At 45.3% G+C, this 16859-nt stretch carries 16 protein-coding genes and 2 pseudogenes; 17 read left to right on the top strand and 1 reads right to left on the bottom strand.

Going from position 1 to position 16859, the window contains the following annotated elements; genetic code table 11:
• Nucleotides 1–22 precede the first annotated feature (22 nt).
• Complete coding sequence (locus SU60_RS20750; RefSeq protein WP_041157191.1) at nucleotides 23–667, bottom strand: LuxR C-terminal-related transcriptional regulator; 645 nt, start codon at nucleotides 665–667, stop codon at nucleotides 23–25.
• A gap of 277 nt (nucleotides 668–944) precedes the next feature.
• Between SU60_RS20750 and SU60_RS20755 the strand changes: the two genes are divergently transcribed.
• From SU60_RS20755 to SU60_RS20835, 17 genes and pseudogenes are all read left to right on the top strand, one after another.
• Nucleotides 945–1484 carry a single-stranded DNA-binding protein gene (locus SU60_RS20755; protein WP_041157192.1) on the top strand — a complete coding sequence of 180 codons (540 nt, stop codon included), beginning with the start codon at nucleotides 945–947 and terminating at the stop codon, nucleotides 1482–1484.
• Nucleotides 1485–1841: 357 nt separating this feature from the next.
• Nucleotides 1842–3859: pseudogene (gene csrD / locus SU60_RS20760) on the top strand (RNase E specificity factor CsrD).
• 11 nt (nucleotides 3860–3870) lie between these two features.
• On the top strand, nucleotides 3871–5316 hold the full coding sequence (locus tag SU60_RS20765) for an MSHA biogenesis protein MshI (RefSeq protein WP_041157193.1): 1446 nt from the start codon (nucleotides 3871–3873) through the stop codon (nucleotides 5314–5316).
• Nucleotides 5313–5963, top strand: a complete 651-nt coding sequence (gene gspM / locus SU60_RS20770) for a type II secretion system protein GspM (RefSeq protein WP_041157194.1) — start codon at nucleotides 5313–5315, stop codon at nucleotides 5961–5963. The genes SU60_RS20765 and gspM overlap by 4 nt, the downstream gene beginning before the upstream one ends.
• Nucleotides 5956–6288 carry a hypothetical protein gene (locus SU60_RS20775; RefSeq protein WP_041157195.1) on the top strand — a complete coding sequence of 111 codons (333 nt, stop codon included), beginning with the start codon at nucleotides 5956–5958 and terminating at the stop codon, nucleotides 6286–6288. The genes gspM and SU60_RS20775 overlap by 8 nt, the downstream gene beginning before the upstream one ends.
• Before the next feature lie 20 nt (nucleotides 6289–6308).
• A pseudogene (gene mshL / locus SU60_RS20780) lies at nucleotides 6309–7944 on the top strand (pilus (MSHA type) biogenesis protein MshL).
• A gap of 43 nt (nucleotides 7945–7987) precedes the next feature.
• Nucleotides 7988–8833: an ExeA family protein gene (locus SU60_RS20785; RefSeq protein WP_041157196.1), complete on the top strand. Its 846-nt coding sequence runs from the start codon at nucleotides 7988–7990 to the stop codon at nucleotides 8831–8833.
• Entirely contained in the window at nucleotides 8830–9984 is a 1155-nt protein-coding gene (locus SU60_RS20790; protein ID WP_041157197.1) for a tetratricopeptide repeat protein, read from the top strand. Before SU60_RS20785 ends, SU60_RS20790 begins: the two co-directional genes overlap by 4 nt.
• Nucleotides 9981–11705 carry an MSHA fimbrial ATPase MshE gene (gene mshE, locus SU60_RS20795; RefSeq protein ID WP_041157198.1) on the top strand — a complete coding sequence of 575 codons (1725 nt, stop codon included), beginning with the start codon at nucleotides 9981–9983 and terminating at the stop codon, nucleotides 11703–11705. Before SU60_RS20790 ends, mshE begins: the two co-directional genes overlap by 4 nt.
• An 8-nt stretch (nucleotides 11706–11713) precedes the next feature.
• On the top strand, nucleotides 11714–12937 hold the full coding sequence (locus SU60_RS20800) for a type II secretion system F family protein (protein WP_041157199.1): 1224 nt from the start codon (nucleotides 11714–11716) through the stop codon (nucleotides 12935–12937).
• Nucleotides 12938–12940: 3 nt separating this feature from the next.
• The gene (locus SU60_RS20805; protein ID WP_041157200.1) at nucleotides 12941–13402 is read left to right on the top strand and encodes a hypothetical protein; all 462 of its coding nucleotides are present in this window, start codon (nucleotides 12941–12943) and stop codon (nucleotides 13400–13402) included.
• A 291-nt stretch (nucleotides 13403–13693) separates the two neighbouring features.
• Nucleotides 13694–14191, top strand: a complete 498-nt coding sequence (locus SU60_RS20810) for a type II secretion system protein (RefSeq protein ID WP_041157201.1) — start codon at nucleotides 13694–13696, stop codon at nucleotides 14189–14191.
• Nucleotides 14192–14270: 79 nt separating this feature from the next.
• Nucleotides 14271–14507 (top strand): pilus assembly FimT family protein, encoded by a 237-nt coding sequence (locus tag SU60_RS20815; RefSeq protein ID WP_041157202.1) that lies wholly within the window; start codon nucleotides 14271–14273, stop codon nucleotides 14505–14507.
• A 111-nt stretch (nucleotides 14508–14618) separates the two neighbouring features.
• Nucleotides 14619–15101, top strand: coding sequence for a type II secretion system protein (locus SU60_RS20820; RefSeq protein WP_041157203.1), 483 nt, complete (start codon nucleotides 14619–14621; stop codon nucleotides 15099–15101).
• A complete protein-coding gene (locus tag SU60_RS20825; RefSeq protein ID WP_041157204.1) occupies nucleotides 15098–15673 on the top strand; it encodes a prepilin-type N-terminal cleavage/methylation domain-containing protein in 576 nt (191 codons plus the stop codon). Before SU60_RS20820 ends, SU60_RS20825 begins: the two co-directional genes overlap by 4 nt.
• Complete coding sequence (locus SU60_RS20830; protein WP_041157205.1) at nucleotides 15673–16434, top strand: PilW family protein; 762 nt, start codon at nucleotides 15673–15675, stop codon at nucleotides 16432–16434. The genes SU60_RS20825 and SU60_RS20830 overlap by 1 nt, the downstream gene beginning before the upstream one ends.
• The gene (locus SU60_RS20835) at nucleotides 16424–16858 is read left to right on the top strand and encodes an MSHA biogenesis protein MshP (protein WP_041157206.1); all 435 of its coding nucleotides are present in this window, start codon (nucleotides 16424–16426) and stop codon (nucleotides 16856–16858) included. The genes SU60_RS20830 and SU60_RS20835 overlap by 11 nt, the downstream gene beginning before the upstream one ends.
• The last annotated feature ends 1 nt before the right edge of the window (nucleotide 16859 follow it).

Here is a 16859-nt window from a genome sequence, read left to right on the forward strand (position 1 = left end):
CGAGAACCATTAATAGGTTTCTTTATGATATTAGGTTCTGATCTGCCCAAGCGATTGCTTGTACGCGGTTTTTCACCGAGAGCTTCTTAAAAATCTGGTACAAGTGCGATTTGATCGTAAACTCACTGACAAATAATTCTTCTGCCATTTGGCTATTCGATGCGCCTGCTTGTAGGCAGCGTAAGACTTGCAATTCTCTAATTGTAAGATCTACGGTGGCCGGTGCTGTGTGAGTATTGATGACATTGCGGTAGTAATGCAAAAGCTGGCTTGTTACGTTGCGTGGCAGCCAGTTTTGCCCATTAACAATTCCCTTTAGTCCTTCAGCAATTTGTTCCGCGGAGTCATCTTGGTAGAACACGCCTTTGAGTTGACCAAATGAGAGTAGCTCATCCGTGGTCAGGCGCTTAGGAACGTTGAAAATGATCGTCTCAAAGTTTTTCCATACGAGTGGTAAATTCTTGATCGATTGGACGAGACATTTGTGCTCATTAAAATCAAGGAGCAGAATTTTGTTACGGTATTCCGGCTTCGCTTCCATTAAATCCTCTGTTGAGATAACCGGAATATTCATGTCGGCTAACTTTTCCAGAGCAGCAACTGTTTGGCCTGTGTTCTCTTTCATACTGATAAGAAAAAGCTTTCTGGCATAAGCTGATTTTTTCACGTGTGCCTACCTCCTTATGTTCAACCAAGGCCGTAAACTGGCATTAAAGATCAGCAAGAGCTACCGCTTTAGCGAATAAATGCGTTCAGATTCAAAGGAACACGATAAATTTTCTGCAAATAGAATCAAAAATGCTACACGTTTAACTTGCGGCGAGATTGCGCTTCTCAAATCAAGCATCTTGAGGTTATTTTGGCTTAGGGTTTAATCCAACGATTAAAGCGTGCTATTCTAGTGCGCTAAAATTTTATATATCCAGAGTGAAACGGAGCACATCATGGCCAGCCGTGGAATTAACAAAGTTATTTTGGTGGGAAATTTAGGTAACGACCCTGAAATTCGTTACATGCCGAATGGCGGTGCAGTAGCAAATATTACTATTGCAACCTCTGATTCATGGCGTGATAAAGCGACTGGCGAGCAGCGCGAAAAGACAGAATGGCATCGTGTAGTGTTGTTCGGCAAGCTTGCGGAAGTGGCTGGTGAGTATCTACGTAAAGGCTCACAAGTTTACATTGAAGGTCAACTACAAACCCGTAAATGGCAAGACCAAAGTGGTCAAGACCGTTACTCAACGGAAGTTGTGGTACAAGGCTTCAATGGCGTGATGCAAATGCTTGGTGGTCGTTCGCAAGGTGGCGCACCTGCTACAGGTGGTCAACAGCAACAAGGTGGCTGGGGACAACCTCAACAACCGGCCCAGCAGCAACAATACAACGCGCCTCAGCAACAGCAACCTCAACAACAGGCTCCGCAGCAACCTCAGCAGCAATACAATGAGCCACCGATGGATTTTGACGACGACATTCCGTTCTGATCTCAAGGTCGCACTTTAGTTGTATAGTCGTTTAAGAAGCCGCGAGAACTCGCGGCTTTTTTATTTCTTCCAATTTGTGGCAAGAGATATATGCCGAAGCCTCTCACTATCAAGCTAATACGATTGTTTAGCGCGAACTAATCCAGTATAAGTACTCCAATAAGGTATATGCCCAAATAACCTTGAAATGCTGGTTTTATCTCGCTCTTTTGTATGACGTCACCATGCTATTTGACGTGCAGTTGCGTTAATCAAGTTGCGTATTATGCACGGTTTTCTTCGTGTGATTAGTATGATCTCAGCCCCTCGCATTTTGAATCATTTGGATATAGTGAATAGAAAAAGGATTTAGTATTCATGAGGTATACCCCAACCTTGAAACTGAGCACACGGCTGGTGGCTTTTGTCACTATGATCGTCATCTGTGCGATGTTTATCTTGTTTGTCGGTGGCACTCTTTCCTTTAAACGGCTTGGGCAGGAGTATCTCAACCATTATTTAGAGGGAATTGTAGAAGTCGTCGACAAGGAAATGGTCGACCCAGACGCTGCGTATTCAATGCAACGTTGGATGCCTAAGATGCTCCAGGCCAGTAATATTGTTGAAATGACCCTATCGACCGACAATGCGGTTGTTTATCGTTTCAAAGATACTTCACATAAGTTGGATGCGTCGCTTTTATTTGAAAAAGAATATCCTCTGGCGCACAACCAAGACTATGTCATTCACTTTAAAGCATTGCCGCCTTATTTAGGTTATAGCTACTCGTTGCATGCTCTTTGGTCGATCACGCTTGCGGTTATTTTGATTATTTTTTGCTTAATGCGAGGTGTTGCTTGGTTAAAAGAGCAATTACTCGGATCTGAAATGCTGGAAGAGCGGGGGCGGATGATCCTTGCAGGGCGTGTTGAACAATACGCGAAAGGTGATGAAAAAGAGTGGCCATATACAGCAAGTGAAGCGCTCGATGTGCTGATTGAAGAATTACAGGATGCGCGCCAAGAACGAAGCCGGTTCGACACGTTCATTCGCACGCAAACCTTTCTTGATAAACTGACCGGAACGGCAAACCGAGTGCTGTTTGACAGCAAACTGGAATCGGCGCTTCTGGAGAGTGGATCGCGTGGTGCGGTGCTATTGGTACGTATTCACGACTGGAAGTCAGTTGAAGAGGTTCAAGACAAGCAGTCGTGTGACGAGTTTATCGTTGAGGTTGGGAGTTTACTTTCCAACTTAGTGCAACGTTACCCTGATGTGGTTTTTTCTCGTTATTATGATGCCGATTTTGCGCTGTTTTTACCGCACCAAAGTTCAAAAGATGTGGCAAATCTTGCTTCTCAATGTATTCGTCAACTTGAAAAGCTCATGCCGCCAGAACCTTTGGATCCAGAAGATTGGTGCCACATTGGCATTACCATGTATAAAGAAGGCGAACGGCACAGTCAAATTATTGATGAAGCAGAAACCGCGTTGAGAAGTGGAGAAGTGCTCAATTACAGGGCAACAATAACTGGAGTCGTTTCAAAAAATGGAATCATGATGAAGAATCTCGAGGAAGTGTGAGGTGGCGCACATTATTTGACAAAGTGCTGACATCTGAAAATGTGATACTCTACGCACAGTCGGTGTATGTCATTGCAAACTTTACCAATGATAAGCCTTTGTACCAAGAATTGATGTGTCGTATTCGCGATCCTGAAAATGGCATTGTGAAAGCTTCTCGGTTCATTTCTGCTATCCGCCAAGTCGGTTATGAAGCGCAAATGGACAGAGCGGTTGTTAATAAATTCTTAACGTTTTTTAAAGGCGAAAATAAGCCATCGGTATGTTATGCGTTAAACTTGAACGTGGTGCCATTCTCTAATCGAGACTACTTCAAATGGTTTCGTTATGAACTTCTACAATTGTCACATGCGCAAAGAGCCTGTCTGAGCTTTGAGTTTGTAGAAGCGCAATTTGTCAAACATTTAGACTTTATGCGGCCTGTCGCTAAGATGCTGACTGGTTTAGGGTGCCATATCATGATCGCGCAAGCGGGGCGTACGATCGTCAGTACTCACTACTTGAAAGAGGTAGATATTCGTTATCTTAAGCTTCATCGCAGTTTGGTCACCAAAATAGACCAGCGACCTGAGAACCAGTTATTTATTCGTAGCATGCTCGGTGCTGCGGAAAACAGCAAAACCCAAGTCATCGCAGTGGGCATTGAGAACCGACATGAGTTAAACACATTAACTGAATTAGGTGTGTATGGTGGGCAGGGGCGTTTCTTCTCTCCCGAGAGGCAATATCTCCCTCGTCCTCAGAGCGTCAAAAGCCCTCGTCAAGAGCCTCAAGTAAAACTGGGCAAGCGGAATCGATGGCGGAAAAAATAAAGATAATAAACATGGATTTAAAAACATTGTTTGACAAGTTTATGCCATCTAAAAACGGTGGTCGCACTGGCTTCTTGGTGGTTCAGCCAGATGCTGTTTACTTGTCCTCTCCAACAAAGAATGGGCGCCCTGCGCAGTTTGAAATCTCTGAATCAAACTGGGAAAAAGCCTTAGAACAAGCTTTAGGTGTTGCTGCGAGTTCAAGTGACTCGCTGACAGTTGTGCTGTCACATAACTACTATCAGATGTATCAAATTGACAAACCCGCAATGCCTCGTCAGGAGTGGCCAGCTGCATTGCCATTTTTGTTAAAAGAGCTGATTTCTGAGCGAGCCATCGATATTGTCGCAGATGCAGTAGAGCTACCCAATTCAAACAAAGTGCAAGCTTATGTTTTATCAAGAAAAGTGCTTGATAAAATCTTACAGTTGGCCAATCGAGCTCAACTGACGTTAGAGAGCATCATTCCAGAAGACGATGTTTGGGGTTATACGGCCGGAGAGCTTGGCAACTTTTTACTCTTGCAGCGTAGTGTACGCGGACATTTCCGTATCAGTGCATTTGTTGGGCATACCGTCGCTTTTCACCGCTCTATTCGTAGCGTAACGCCACCGTTAACGGGTGTGCCATCCACAGAACTTCAAATGGACAGTTTGTCGTTGGAGTTGCAGCGCTCGATAGACTACCTCTCTTCTCAGTTACGAAATGTTCAGTTGCACCAACTTAAAGTGTGCTGTGATGAAGAAGACGAAAACGAGCTAGTTCAATCACTTAACTACCGATTGAGCACCAAAGTTTCTCCATTGTTCGATACTGAGCGAGAGCTGTCGGGGCATGTGTTAGCGGATAGCGCTGCGGCGTTAAACGAGCGAAAGATCAATCTCTATCCCGATCATTTAAAGCCAAAAAAAGAGCATCTTAGCTTAAAAAATGTCGTCATATCTTGGGGCGTTGCCGCCGCGGCACTTATGTTGCTGTATGGGTATGAAACTTGGCAAAGTGAAGGAATAGAAAATGATGTCGCTATTTTAAAAAGCAAAGGCAGTATTATGAAGTCTGAGCTTGACCGTTACCAAGTCCAGTTGCGTAAACATCAACCGGACAACAATAAGATCGCCGCAAAAGCGCGTCTAGAGCGTGAAGTCAAAGCCAAGCGTGATTCATTAAGAGCGGTTGGAAAGTATGATGCCTCTCAGCAAGCAGGTTATTCAGGTGTGATGCAGTCACTGGCTAAGTTGAGTAATAAACAGATCGCGTTATCTGAAATTCGTATCAACCAAAATACGTTGGATTTAAAAGGGTTAGCAAAAACACCGAGTGCCGTGCCGAGTTGGGTAAACCAATTTAAGCATGAGGTCAGTTTGGTTGGGCGAACCTTTGATGAAGTCAAAATCGGTCGTAATGAGGCAGGTATTGTGACGTTTGAACTAAAAACGCACGAGGGTAAAGATAAATGAATGAGTTTTGGCTTTCATTAGAAGAGCGTTTTGGCGAAATGAGTGCACGTGAAAAGGTGCTCGTTGCTGTATGTGGATTGGTGACAATTGTGATGCTGCTCTTTACCTTAGTTCTTGAACCTAAGTTTAATGAGATAGCTCGCAACGAAAAGCAACTCACTAACTTAAAGTTAGAGAACCAGAAAACTGAAGCCAGTATTTTACGTATTCAAGCGCAATTGAATAAAGATCCTAACGCTCAAATTGACTCGGAGATTTCTAACCTTTTAGCGGAAAGTCAGCACCTTTCTACACAGTTATCCGAGATCATTGAGCACCTGATTAGCCCTTCACAAATGGCGGAACTATTGGAGAGTGTGTTAGCGCAGCAAGACGGTATTCATTTGCTATCGATGCAAACGTTGCCTTCGGAACCCATTTCAGAGAACAAAGATGCATCTCAATACTCGGGATATTATGTGCATCCTGTCCGAATGGAGCTAACGGGAGACTACTTCTCTATTGCTAACTACTTGAATAAATTAGAAAGCTTGCCGGCAAGCTATTACTGGCGTAGCTTTAGCTACAAAGTTGAAGACTACCCAAAAGCACACTTGGTGTTGGAAGTGTACACCTTGGGATCTCGAGAGGAGTTTATTGGTGGTTAAGCAACTCATTATCTCAATGTTTTTAGTGGTAGCGGCAGGAACGGCTTGGGCCAACCAAGATCCGACTGCCCCATTTGATTGGCAAGCACCCGCAACAGATTCGAGTGCTACACCACAAGTGAAGCAATATCCAGTGCCGACTCTGAATAGCATTGTCTGCAAGCCTAATGCTCGATGTATCGCAATCTTGAATAATCACATTGTTGAGCAGGGTGAGCGGGTAGAAGGGTATCGTGTCGCTAGAATAACCAGTGATTTTGTAACGTTAAAGCGTGGTAACCGTGTGTGGAAACTGGCGCTTTTTGGTTTGAATGTAAAAAAATAATAGTCAGAGCCTGATCAGATATGCGCAAATTAGTTGTAGGAATAACCATCGCTTCATTAATGGGGTGCTCCATGGGGCATCGTGATCCTGTTGAAGTGAAACAAGCACTTAATGAATCTATCAATCAAGCGAATAGCCGTACGTTGGAAGAGATTCCATTGTCCGTTGAAGAAGACTTGATGCCGGACCTCAATACAAGTGTGTCGTCAGAGCAAGCCACATCGAAGCGTTTCCGTATTCAAGCCAACGAAGTTGAAGCAAGAAGCTTTTTTGCCTCGTTAGTGAAAGGAACGGAGTATAGCGTCGCGATTCACCCAGCGGTACAAGGTAATATTACGGTGAATTTATCGGACGTAACATTAGATGAAGTACTCAACGTCGTGCAGGATATGTATGGCTATGATGTGACGAAATCCGGCAAGGTCATTCAGGTGTATCCGGCTGGTATGCGCACGGTTACCATCCCAGTCGACTATTTGCAGTTCAAACGAACAGGTCGCTCTTTGACCAGCATTAGCACTGGCTCTGTCACGGCGGCGGGACCGTCTAACTCTGGCGGCTCGTCTAACGATTCTGATTCTAGAAGCAATAATCGTGACAATGAAAACAGCGCTACCTCTTCAACGGGAGGCACGCGTATTGAGACGGTGACAGAAAGCGACTTTTGGCCGTTGTTACAACAGGCGGTAACCAGCTTAATTGGCTCAGGTCAGGGACAAAGCGTTGTGGTGACGCCACAAGCCGGCGTGATTACCGTACGCGCATTCCCGGATGATATTCGTGAAGTGAGAGAGTTTTTAGGTACATCCCAAGAGCGTATGCAGCGTCAGGTTATCTTAGAAGCGAAAATTCTTGAAGTCACACTGAGCGATGGTTATCAGCAGGGCATTAATTGGTCGAATTTAACCGCATCGATTGGTAACTCTGGCAGTGTTGTTGTTAACCGTCCCGGATCAAGCCTACCAGCTAGATGCCATTGGCACCTTATTGGGCGGTCAGACGAATGTGACGATCTCGGATGGTAACTTTGATGCCGTGTTAAACTTTATGTCGACACAGGGCGACCTTAATGTGTTATCGAGTCCACGGATTACCGCTGCGAATAACCAAAAGTCAGTGATTAAAGTAGGTACTGATCAGTATTTTGTTACCGAGCTTTCAAGTAATGTCGGCAGTAGTGACAATTCAAATGCGGTACCAGAAGTCGAATTGACGCCTTTCTTCTCCGGCATCTCACTTGACGTAACACCGCAAATTGATAACACCGGCAATGTGTTCCTTCACGTTCATCCAGCAGTGATTGAAGTGGAAGAAGAAATTAAGCAACTCAATCTGGGCGGTGATTTTGAAGATGTAGCGCTGCCATTGGCGAAAAGCTCAATTCGTGAGTCTGATTCGGTCATTCGTGCTCGAGACGGCGATGTGGTTGTGATTGGCGGCTTGATGAAACAGCAAAACTCCGAGCAGGTGTCAAAAGTTCCATTTCTAGGTGACATCCCGGCGCTTGGACACTTATTCCGTAATGTGAACAACGTAACGCAAAAAACGGAATTGGTGATTCTATTGAAGCCGACGGTTGTTGGCGTAAACTCTTGGCAGAAAGAGCTCGAGCGTTCTCGTGATCTACTGCAAGAGTGGTTCCCAGATGAGCAATAATATCTGGGAGAGTATGAGTTTCTCAGAGAGTTTGTGATTCGATATGTATTTGTCACATTTTGGATTTCGAGTTCAACCCTTTTCACTGACCCCAAACACCGATATGTTTTTGGGGTTAGTTCCCCATTATGAAGCGATTCAAACCATTTTGGCCGCTATTCAAATGGGAGAGGGCGTGATCAAGGTGACGGGCGAAGTCGGTACCGGAAAAACCATGGTATGTCGAAAGCTGATTGAACAAATCGAATCACAGGTCGAGTTGGTTTATTTGCCCAATCCAATCCTAAATGGCGAACAATTGCAGTTAGCGGTTGCGCGAGAGCTTGGCATTCAAAGTGATGATCCGCTCAGTATCGTCTCTCTGATCCAAGAACATTTAATCCAAGTGCATGCTACTGGTAAACAAACCGTATTGATTGTCGATGAAGCTCAGGCGCTTTCTCTTCCCGCTCTCGAAACCTTGCGCTTGTTCGGTAATTTAGAAACCGAGCAGAGTAAGCTGATTCAACTGGTTCTTTTTGGTCAGCCTGAGTTGGATGAACGCCTAGCCAGCCATGAATTAAGACAGTTTCGTCAGCGAGTTACGTTCAATTGTGCACTGCGACCATTGTCGATGGATGAAGGGGTTGCCTACATCAACAATCGTTTGAATAAAGCCGGAAATGGCGAACATATCTTTTCGGTTGAGCAGAAAAAAGCCATTTGGCGTTCTGCGATGGGTATCCCAAGGTTAATCAATCAAATCAGCCATAAAGCACTGTTAGCCGCATTTAATGACCGTTGCACCATACTGAAAAATCATCATGTTTATGTGGCCATTCACGACACATTTGATGCCCGTAAACCAAAATTTAAAACGCCCGTTTTCTGGGGATGGAGTCAAGCTTGAGTGCCATCAATAAAGCATTATCAGACATTGCTAAAAAAAACTCGCCTAGTGAATTAACCAAGGCGGAGGTGCCCCACGTTTCTCGCAGTAAGCCTTGGTTATGGTTAATGACGGGATTCTCATTGAGCCTTGCTGTCGGAGGATGGGCTGTCTCTCAGGCACCAGCATTGCCGGAAGAAACCGGACAAGCCTTATCCAACGTTAACACGCTTGTCGCTAAGAAAAGTGAGGGGCAAGTCGTTCACTCTCCGACCAATAAAACCACACCAGAAACCCATCGAGTGGTTTATACCAAGCCTGCTATCAAGAACCCTACAGAGAATGCAGGTTCACAACAAAGCCAAACGTCTTTGCTGGTTGGCCAAGTTCATGCTGATAACGTTGGTGAAGTGAACACGGAGATGGTGAGTACAACAGCAAGACAACTGCGTCGGGGGGTAGAGTCAGCAGAACCTGACTCAATGACGGATGAACCCATTCTGATTGCACAAGTGACAAGCGTGCCAAATCAACCATTGAGTGCTTCGGAGTCAGAGAGCTCCATGCGAGTCGAACAGGTCGAGTTGACTCACCAACAGCTCGCTGGCAAAGCAATAAGTCGTGCTGAAAAGGCGATTGAAGCGAACGATATTGAACGTGCACTTTCCGCTTATCGTGAAGCATTGCGCTATGACTCAAGAAATACCGAAACTCGCCAAAAACTGGCGGCATTGTATTTTGGTAAAGGGGATACCCGAAAAGCGTACGAGATTATTCAAGAAGGGATTAGTCTTGATACTAATAATCAGACGTTACGATTGGCGTTGTCTAAATTGTTGGTCAAAGCCGAACAGCCTAACGCAGCATTAAGTCCGCTGGTGCATTTACCGCCGATGCCAAGTCGTGAGTATTTGGCGATGCGAGCCGCTTTGGCACAAAAGCAAAAACAGAATGACATTGCTTTAGAAAGTTATCAGTTGTTGACGCAGCGCGATCCGGAAAATGCGCGCTGGTGGTTAGGTTTGGCGATTCAGCAAGAACGCGCACTGAATTTTACCGCCGCGATCCGTTCTTACCAAAACGCATCTAGCAAAGTGGGTATCTCGAATCAATCTCAGGCCTTTATTCGCGATCGTCTAACGCTTCTTGAGCAACTGGAGGAAGCGCAATGAAAATTAAATTAAGAAAACGTCTTGGGGATCTACTCGTTGAAGAGGGGATCGTATCGGAAGAGCAAATTCAACAGGCGTTGAATACACAGCGTAATACCGGTCAAAAGTTAGGCGATGCGCTGATCGATCTCGGCTTCATTACCGAGAAGCAAATGCTGGAATTCTTATCCCATCAGCTTGGGTTGCCTTTGATTGATCTGGGTCGAGCGCCTGTCGATGCTGACGCGGTGCAAATTCTTCCAGAGGTGCATGCGCGTCGCTTGCGTGCGATGGTCGTTGCGAGAAGTGGTGATACATTACGTGTAGCAATGAGTGATCCCGCCGACTTATTCACGCAAGAGTCGCTGATGAACTTGCTTGGTGAATACAATCTAGAGTTCATCATTGCTTCTGAGCGTCAGTTGATCGAAAGCTTTGACCGCTATTACCGACGCACCAAAGAAATCGCTTCTTTTGCTGAGCAGCTACAGGCGGAACACCAGGACGTGCAAAGCTTCGAATACGGCATTGACGAAGCCGACAGCGAAGAAGTGACGGTAGTCAAACTCATTAACTCGATGTTTGAAGATGCGGTACAAGTCAACGCATCCGACATCCATATTGAGCCGGATGACAAAGTTTTACGTTTGCGCCAGCGTATTGATGGTGTGTTGCATGAAACGCTGTTAAATGAAGTCAATATTGCCTCCGCGCTGGTGTTGCGTCTTAAGCTTATGGCGCAACTGGATATTTCTGAAAAACGTCTCCCGCAGGATGGTCGTTTTAATATCAAAGTACGTGGTCAATCGATTGATATTCGTATGTCGACGTTACCGACCCAATACGGTGAGTCCGTCGTGATGCGCTTGCTCAACCAATCAGCTGGTTTGCGCCCGTTGGAAAAGTCTGGTTTACCGCCTGAGCTGCTTGCCCGTTTACGTCGTCAGCTTTCGCGGCCACATGGCATGATTTTGGTGACGGGACCAACGGGTTCGGGTAAAACCACCACGCTATACGGCGCATTGAGTGAGCTGAACGACTCGAGTAAAAAGATCATTACCGCAGAAGATCCAGTCGAGTACCGCCTGCCTCGTATTACCCAGGTGCAAATCAACAGCCGAATAGACCTGACGTTTGCTCGAGTTTTACGGACGTTTTTGCGTCAAGACCCGGATATCATTCTAGTCGGGGAGATGCGTGACCAAGAAACCGTAGAAATAGGTTTGCGGGCTGCTCTCACTGGTCACTTGGTTCTTAGTACGTTACACACCAACGATGCCGTTGATAGTGCGTTGCGCATGATTGATATGGGCGCACCGGGTTATTTGGTTGCCAGTGCGGTGCGAGCTGTGGTGGCGCAGCGCCTTGTACGACGAATCTGCCCAGAGTGCAAAACGGAACATACGTTGGATGAATCGACTCGACAGTGGTTGGCAGGACGTTTCCCGAATCAAGTTAGCGCCACTTTTTATAAAGGCACAGGCTGTCAGACCTGCAATTTAACCGGATATCGCGGCCGAGTTGGTGTGTTTGAAATGCTGGAACTAGAGGATGAGATGATGGACAAACTGCGTGCTAATGACGCCGTTGGTTTCGCACAAGCCGCTCGACGTTCCGACAGTTATAAGCCACTCCTTGCCTCTGCGATGGAACTCGCACTGCACGGTACAGTAAGCTTAGATGAAGTGATGGCGCTTGGAGAGGGCGATGCTTCTGGAAAAGCTGATCCAATTTTTATGTAGGTAAGTGAATGCCAACTTTTCGTTATCAAGGGCGAACGTTAGAAGGTTCCTCCACCAGCGGCAAAATCGAAGCGGTTAACTCAGAGTCGGCTGCGGAAGCGCTGATGAACAAAGGGGTGATCCCGCTTAATATTCGTCTAGAAAAAGAAGGGGTAAAAAATCAATTTAGTCTCACTAAGTTGTTGGTTCCGGCTATCCCTCTCGAAGTCATTATTCTTTTTTCTCGTCAGCTGTTTAGTTTAACCAAAGCGGGTGTACCGTTGTTGCGCTCAATGCGTGGCTTGCTGCAAAACTGTGAGAACAAGCAACTCAGAGACGCGCTGGAAGATGTGGTAGCGGAGTTGAGTAATGGCCGAGGTCTATCCTCTGCCATGCAGCAACATTCCAAGGTGTTTAGTCCGCTGTTCGTTTCTATGATTAGCGTGGGCGAGAACACGGGTCGTCTTGATCAGGCGTTGCTGCAACTGGCCAATTATTACGAGCAAGAGTTGGAAACGCGCAAGCGCATCAAAGCGGCCATGCGTTATCCGACGTTTGTTATCGTTTTTATCACGATTGCCATGTTTATTCTGAATGTGTTGGTGATCCCAGAGTTCGCTTCGATGTTCACGCGCTTTGGGGTGGAGCTGCCGTTGCCAACTCGTATATTGATCGCTACGTCGAATTTCTTTGTCAATTATTGGGTATTGTTGATCGTCGCGATGATCGGCGCCTTCTTTGCCTTTAGAGCGTGGGTGGCCACGGCCGATGGTCGAGAGAAATTCGACAAGTTTCGATTAAGGTTACCTATCGTCGGTGATATCGTTAACCGTGCTCAGTTGTCCCGTTTTGCCAGAACGTTTTCTCTGATGCTTAAGTCGGGTGTGCCGCTTAACCAATCATTGGCACTGGCGGGCGAAGCCTTGGGAAACCGGTTTTTGGAAAACCGGATCATAGAGATGAAGTCGGCCATCGAAGCGGGGAGTACCATTTCTGTCACCGCGATTAACAGTAAGATTTTTACCCCGTTGGTCATACAAATGATCGCGGTAGGTGAAGAGACCGGTCGAATTGACGAACTGTTGTTGGAAGTCTCTGATTTCTATGACCGCGAAGTGGATTACGATTTAAAAACGCTGACAGCGAGAATTGAACCGTTATTGTTGGTCATTGTTGCGGGTATGGTGATGGTGCTTGCCCTTGGTATTTTCCTGCCAATGTGGGGCATGCTGGATATCATCAAAGGCGGCTAACTCGTGGTTGAAAATCAAAGCGTTGCACGGCTTATTCTTGTTGGCCTTGTGGCTATTATTGTGTGTATTGCCTTGGCCATTTCACTGCAGCCCGTAAGTGAAGAGGCGCAAACAACAGGCGCTAAACTTGCGAAGGTGTGGATGCTTGACAGTGTGCAACGCTATCGCCAAATCTGGTTAACCCATGGTGAGCCAGAACACATCACCATGGATGGGTTTGATCTTAAGATGACGCAGGGAGGCTTAGTCTCCCCGTTTAACTCGCATGGCCAACTGGATTGCGGTTACTGGCTGGCGGTGCACTATCCGCAGCGAAATATCATGGGCAGTGCATTGATCGATATAGATGGTACGATGCAAGCTAAACATAGAATATGCCACTACATCTATAAAAATGGGCAGGAAATTGTTGTTAATATGACGGCAGAGCAGACTGAAATTATCGTCAAATTCTCGACAAAGTGACACAAAAATATTTGACACCAACTATTACATATATAATGAAAAGTCAGTATAATGCGTACAATATCATAGGCCAAAGGTTGTAAAAAAACGTAAGCATATTCATGCTATTACTAATACAGCCCAAACCCATACTGGCTAATCACTATTCCACTTAAACGTTTGATGCGATCACCATGACACACTATATTTTTGTTGGGTTATCGTCTTCTATCGCTTAGCTAAAATACAATGGCCGTGTGCCAAATGAAACCGTGCAGTACGGCTGCATATTTACAATAGAGAGAGTTAATAATGAAAAGACAAGGTGGCTTCACCCTTATCGAATTGGTTGTGGTTATTGTTATTCTAGGCATTCTAGCCGTAACGGCAGCACCACGTTTCTTGAACTTGCAATCTGATGCTCGCGCTTCTTCTCTGCAGGGGCTTAAAGGCGCTATTGAAGGAGCTGCTGGCATTACTTATGGTAAAGCTGCGATTAACGGCATTGAAAACACAGCACCAGGCGCTACAGTTTTAGTTGACGATATTCTTGTAGGTTTCGGTTACCCAGTAGCTGCGGAAAACGGTTTAGAAAATGCTGTTACAGGTTTAAGCGCTGATTGGGCACTTGCGAACGAAGGTAATACTCCTGAAACATTGGTTGCGACGTTTATCAGTGGTGATTTACAGCCTGGTCTTGATGCTGCCAACACAGCTACTGATATTACAGGTGGTAACTGTTTTGTGAGATACACAGAAGCGACATCAGCAGCTGAACCTACAACAACAGTCGTGGATACTGACTGTTAATTAGCTACTAAAAGCCAGTCTGTCTGGCTTTTATCTCTTTTTGTAAGCCTCGCTTTTGGTCAATCTCGGAATGCTTCCTATGCGTAAATCACAAGGTCTTAGTTCAATTGAATTGGTTATTGTTCTTATCATCCTTGGTGTTGTCGGTTATGTGGTATTACCAAGATTTATCAGCTTTGAGCCAGAAACCTACGAAGCCACGTGGCAAGAAACTAAGCAGAAAGCGGAACATGTTTCTGAGTCACTGAGCAATAAAGCCACCTACGATCGGATTGAAGAAGAACTAGAACGTTCAAAAGGCGAAGATCGTCAATAAGTTTGCATATGGTCTGCTACTTTTGGTTGGCTAATTAGCGCGATAACTCTATCATTATTCTCATCATTGCATCATGTTTTTGTTTTGCTTACAGAAGCCTAAGGTTGGGTTATGAAAATTCGCAGCTCTGCATTAGGATTCACGTTAATGGAGCTGATCCTGGTGATTGTTCTCCTTTCCATTCTCTCTCTGTTTGCCGCCAGTCGATTTATCGGTAAGAGCAGCTTCTCTGCCTACGTCCTTCAAGACCAAGTGATTTCTGTGATTCGCCAAGTGCAGGTTAACCGCATGCAATCGAACATTGATGAAGCAAATTTAGGTGATGATTTTCGTTTGCAAGTTTCTGGTGATTGTATTGGCTCAGTGGCAGCATGCGCCTTAAGTGATAGTACTCGAAGTGATCGTGTTGTTGATTCTTCTGCCATCTTCAGTGTCGTCGGAGTAACCAGCCCAATAAGTTTTGATCTGCTGGGTAACCCCAAAGATGCGGTCTCCTCAGGCGTTTCTATATTGATTCAAGACGTTAATGGTCAAAGCCAATGCCGAGTAGCGATCAACAACCAAGGCTATGTTTCCAAAGGATCGTGCTCATGAACAAGATCCGAGGCATGACCTTAATAGAAATGATCATCGCGATCGTCTTGATGGGGATTGCGATGGTCGCTTTCACCTCTTTTTTAGTCCCACAGTTAAGAGATTCAGCAACGTCTCACTACCAAACCCGTGCCGCAGCACTGAGCCAAAGCTTTATGTCGCAAATTCTAGCGCGTGGTTTTGATGAAAATAGTGATTTGGCTGGTGGCGAGACCCGATGTGGTGAGGGGGTAGTGGGTAGTGAGCAAGAAACATGTACCGTAAGCGGTAGTTTAGGTGCAGAAGAGGGGTCGATTGCAAGCTTTGATGACGTTGATGATTATATTGGCTGTTGGTATACCCAAAGTACACAGACCAGTTGTAATTCCACGCCACAGTACGAACTGAGTAATGTTCTTGGAACGTCGATTGAAAGTGATTACACCAACTTCAGAGTTGAAGTGGATGTCGTGTATGTTAACGAGAGTGGTTCAGTGTCAAACGACATTGAAGACTATAAACGTGTCACTCTGACCATTCACGCAGGGCGAACGCAATCATTGAAACTTTCTGCCATCAAAGGAAACTACTAATGAAAATACGTGGTTTTACCTTAATGGAAATGATCATTACTATCGTGATTGGTAGTGTGATTATGCTCGGTATTGCAGGTTATGTACGCCTTGGCTTTAAAGGTTACTCAGATACCATTGATAGACAGCGATTACAAACTCAGGCTCAGTTTGTTATTGAGAAAATGTCGCGAGAGATTCGCCATGCGGTGCCGAATAGTTTTGAGGTGACACAAGGAGGCCGTTGTCTTTCTTTTTTTCCTACCTCACTAGCTGGCTTCTATAGTAGACAAGGCGTTGACACTATTGAATTTCTCATCGGAAATATAAAAGCAGATAACTCTTCTTACGATAGAGTTCCTGATGATTTAAGAATGATTATCAATCCTTCCTACGCTGATGACTTTTATAACTCTACGAGTGATATGGATGTTGGCGGGGAAGAAAAAAACAGTTCAACTGATGTATTTACTATTAACAAAGGAAGCGCATTCAGTAGTGATTCTGTTAGTTCTCGTTTTTATTTGTTCCATCCAAACCTTGGTGTTCGTTACTGTTGGAAAGAACAAAATAAAGTGATTGAGCGGGGCAACATATCTGTTAGCAGTCATGATGATATGGTCGATGTGAAAACCATTTCAGCCAACGTTAGCTCAGCTGCCTTTGAATTTCAGCTTCGTGCCCTTCAATCGGGTGGCATTGTCCATATGGACTTTGTGTTTGAACAAGATGGAGAGCGCAGTGCTTACCAACAAGACGTGCAGGTGCTGAATGTTCCGTAAAAAACAGCAACAAGGAAACGTTTTAATCATTGTGTTGTTCGTCATCGTTGTGATGGGGTATTTAGCTGCGTCACTAATGCGCGTGACTTGGTCCAACCAAAGTGGCGTCACCCGCGAATTTTTGGGTACACAAGCTTGGTTTGTTGCTCAATCTGCGAATGAATGGGCACTGACCAAGTTATATCCACTCAATGGTTCGAGTGATAGCGTTTCGACGCTCTGTACTGACGAGGTAAGTGGTGCAATGCCAAATGTCACACAAGGGACAGGATGCACGCTTAAATCAATGAGTTGTGTAGATTTAGGAACTCTGAACAAAGATACGTCTGCAGCAGAGTCATTATTTAGGGTGCAAGCTACGGCCGTTTGTGGCTCGGGCTTATCAAAAGTTCAGCGCCAGCAAGAGATTTGGGTTCGGGAGTAAT

It is taken from the genome of Vibrio mytili (genome assembly GCF_000830505.1).
Lineage (GTDB): Bacteria > Pseudomonadota > Gammaproteobacteria > Enterobacterales > Vibrionaceae > Vibrio > Vibrio mytili.